At 36.7% G+C, this 3,337-nt stretch carries 4 protein-coding genes; 3 read left to right on the top strand and 1 reads right to left on the bottom strand.

Features of this window, described 5'->3' with window-relative positions; translation table 11 throughout:
• Both AC1DND_RS23455 and AC1DND_RS23450 read left to right on the top strand, forming a co-directional pair.
• Positions 1 to 1,665 (top strand): glycoside hydrolase domain-containing protein (locus AC1DND_RS23455; RefSeq protein ID WP_477585002.1); only part of this gene is annotated, 1,665 nt, incomplete at its 5' end.
• A gap of 71 nt (positions 1,666 to 1,736) precedes the next feature.
• Positions 1,737 to 1,928 (top strand): hypothetical protein, encoded by a 192-nt coding sequence (locus AC1DND_RS23450; protein WP_477585001.1) that lies wholly within the window; start codon positions 1,737 to 1,739, stop codon positions 1,926 to 1,928.
• Positions 1,929 to 2,068: 140 nt separating this feature from the next.
• Here the strand turns inward: AC1DND_RS23450 and AC1DND_RS23445 are convergent, their stop codons facing one another.
• A complete protein-coding gene (locus AC1DND_RS23445) occupies positions 2,069 to 2,728 on the bottom strand; it encodes a transposase (RefSeq protein ID WP_477585000.1) in 660 nt (219 codons plus the stop codon).
• 111 nt (positions 2,729 to 2,839) lie between these two features.
• On the opposite strand from AC1DND_RS23445, the gene AC1DND_RS23440 reads away from it, so the two are divergent.
• Positions 2,840 to 3,298: an NUDIX hydrolase gene (locus AC1DND_RS23440; RefSeq protein ID WP_477584999.1), complete on the top strand. Its 459-nt coding sequence runs from the start codon at positions 2,840 to 2,842 to the stop codon at positions 3,296 to 3,298.
• The last annotated feature ends 39 nt before the right edge of the window (positions 3,299 to 3,337 follow it).

The following is a 3,337-nucleotide window of genomic DNA, read 5'->3' as shown; positions in this document are numbered from 1 at the left end:
AGTTTTACCGTATTGGGCAAAGCCGGGAAGCATGTCTACCAATTTCCGAAAGGGGCCAAAGGTTTTTACCTCGATTTGGGTTATGCTTTTAACGGTGCTTTTGTAGCCGAATCGCACGAGATAAACGGTAATAGCGTAAGTGGATGGATTACCTCAAAAACAACCTGTGGTGCAGGTAAATACAAATTGTTCTATTATATGGAAATCGGCGATAATGTATCATGGAAAGTAATAGACGATCATAAAATGATTGCCACGCTTAAAGGAGAATTAACCTCAGTGGGAATCGATATTGCACTTTCTTCGGTAAGTGTTGAAGCTGCAAAAGCTTCTGTCAATAAAAATCCTTTCAATACCGTAAAAGAACAAAGCAAAGCCGATTGGAATACCGATCTTTCCAAAATTGCCGTAAATGGCGATCTAGAAAGTGCAAAACTATTTTATTCGCTTTTATATCGCACCATGCAATCGCCTTATGTAATTTCAGAAACTGATGGAACATATCGCAATACAAAAGGCGAAATTCAGAAAGATAAAGAAATCCGCTACAACGGCTGGGCCATTTGGGACAATTACCGTACGCAGTTGCCTTTGCTTTCGCTAATTGAACAAGATAGGTATGCTGGAATGGTCAGTTCTATTGCTGATCTGTATAACTCGGGCAAAAAAGATTATGCCGGGCAAAATGAGCCATCAAATACCGTGCGTTCTGAACATGCCATTGTGGTTTTGCTTGATGCCTACCGCAAGGGTTATCCGGTAGATTTTAACAAGATTGCCGATTCGTTAGTGAAAGAGGTAAATGGCCTGGATTACAAATCTCCAGATAAAGCACTGGAATCGAGTTACGATAACTGGGCATTGGCAGAAATCTTTAAGATTTTAAAGAATAAAGAAAAATCTGATTTTTATCTCAATAAAGCGCTTGAATACAAGAAATATTGGAACAAGGATTTTAAAGATATGAGCAAAAATGATGTCGACCGTATGCAGGCCCGTGGTTTATACCAGGGTACCATCTGGCAATATCGATGGTTTGTGCCTTATGATTTTAAAGGGTTGATTGAACTGGACGGGGGAGAGGAATCTTATCTGGCAAAACTCGACGAATTTTTTGCGCGTGATTTATACAACCATGCCAATGAACCAGATTTGCAGGTACCATTGATGTATAATGTTACCAAGTCTGGTTATAAATCGCAATATTGGATGCATCAATTGGCAGCTGATACCGTAATCCAAAATTATTTTAACGATAACAGCCGCGGAATCGGTAGTTATATCGGTAAAATTTATAGAAACCAGCCACATGCCTATCTGCGTACTATGGACGATGATGCCGGTGCAATGAGTGCCTGGTATGTGTTTGCGGCAAGTGGTTTTTCTCCGGCATGTGTAGGGTGGCCAATTTATTATTTAAATGTGCCTTTATTTCCATCGCTAAGCTATAACCTGCCAAAAGGAAAAACATTTACCATCGAAACTGAAAATTTTAGCTTGAAAAACAAATATATCAAGGCCGTTTTTCTTAACGGAAAGCCTTTCAAAAAGAACTTTATCACGCAAGAAGATATCAATGCAGGAGGGGTGCTGAAAATCATTGCTTCGGCCGTGCCGGTTAAAATTTCGGATACCGAAAACTGGATTTCGGGTCTTGGAAAATAATCTTAAAAAATTACAAAAAGCCGCAAACTTATTCCAGATAATCCTGTTGTTCTAGTATAAATTTCAAGATCATGGCACCTTTAAAATTAAGCGAAGAACAACATGCTACATTAAGCAATAGAAACACATTAGAACACATTAACGAACAACCTTTAGAACTTCATCCAGAAGCCTATAAAGTAAAAGGCCCATCTCCCGAAAAGATGAAGACGGTATCATCTTCATTAAGGAATTACGCCCATGGTTTGTACGGGTTGTTGTAAAACGCCTCCAATAAAATCTCATCATACCAGATTATATAAAGCAGCCAGGACTTAAAAAACCTGGCTGCTTTTTTAATGAATTTGAAAGAAGTCAAGTTTTTAAAACTTGACTTCTTTGGACATATTGAATTCTATAGGAACTATTCGATTTGATGATTACAGATGTAGAAGTGCTCGCTTTGAATTTGATGCTGTTTCACAAAACTATTTTTACCACCAAAAAAATCTAATACCTCTTTTCTTTTCAAAATTGTCTTCTTCTCCGACAGAATCGTTTGATAAGACGACCATTTGTAATTTTTAAATTCAGTACAGATACCATGCTTTAATACATTTGCATGGATATAAATAATCAATTGATGTAAATGTACTTCATCGATAATTCTCACCCTTCGAAAAGGGTTGACAAATAAAGATCCAGACCTATCATTTTTCTTATTAAATGCCATTGCATAAGCAATGAAAAAGTCTTTCATCTGAAATTCTACAGCTTCGCTGTAGCAAATTTCATTGGCCAAGTATTTTTTCTGATGTGTTTTTAAGGAATCTTTACTCAAAGATTTTAAATGCGATTTAAGTTCATCTGAACTTGTGTTTTTTATCAAGAAATGGGTGTGATTATCCAATAAGATGTAAGCATAGGTATTTACATAACCTGCAGAATACTGTGCATATTTTAGAAGAAAATATATCCTGTTACCATCGTCTTTAAATAATTTTGAGCCACTAACGGATTTGCAGATAATATGCATGAATTCATTTTCAATAAAATCTTCAATGTGTTTTTCATTAATTGGCATAAATGAATTTATTGAAATTTCTTTAGAGAGGCAAATTTTTAATAATTAGATTTAAAAGAAGTCAAGTTTTTAAAACTTGACTTCTTTAGATACAATCCCTACCTTGCCCTTATGAAACAGAGTGCTGGAATATTGCTCTTCAGAAGAAAAGATCAGCAGGTAGAATTTTTTCTGGTTCATCCGGGTGGGCCATTCTTTGCAAAAAAAGATATTGGCTTTTGGACAGTGCCCAAAGGGGAACTAAATGAAGGTGAAGAAGCTTTAACAGCTGCAGTCCGCGAATTTAAAGAGGAAACAGGTCAAAGCTTAACCGGCGACTTTATTGAATTAACTCCCATTGTGCAAAAGGGGGGTAAAAAAGTATTGTGTTGGGCTGTGGAAGGAGATCTTGATCCTTCTACAATTGTTAGTAATACTTTCGAAATAGAATGGCCGCCGCGATCGGGTAAAAAGCAAAGTTTTGCTGAAATAGACAAAGCCGAATGGTTTGCCTACAATAATGCCATTAAACACATTAACGAAAAGCAGGTCGCTTTGCTCGATGAATTAAAATCCAAACTAAGCCGTTAATTCAAAGTGTGAAATTTCCTTCTCAGCACCGTTAATGAT

It is taken from the genome of Pedobacter sp. 01N416, assembly GCF_056399685.1.
This window is presented reverse-complemented; position numbering and strand designations above follow the sequence as displayed.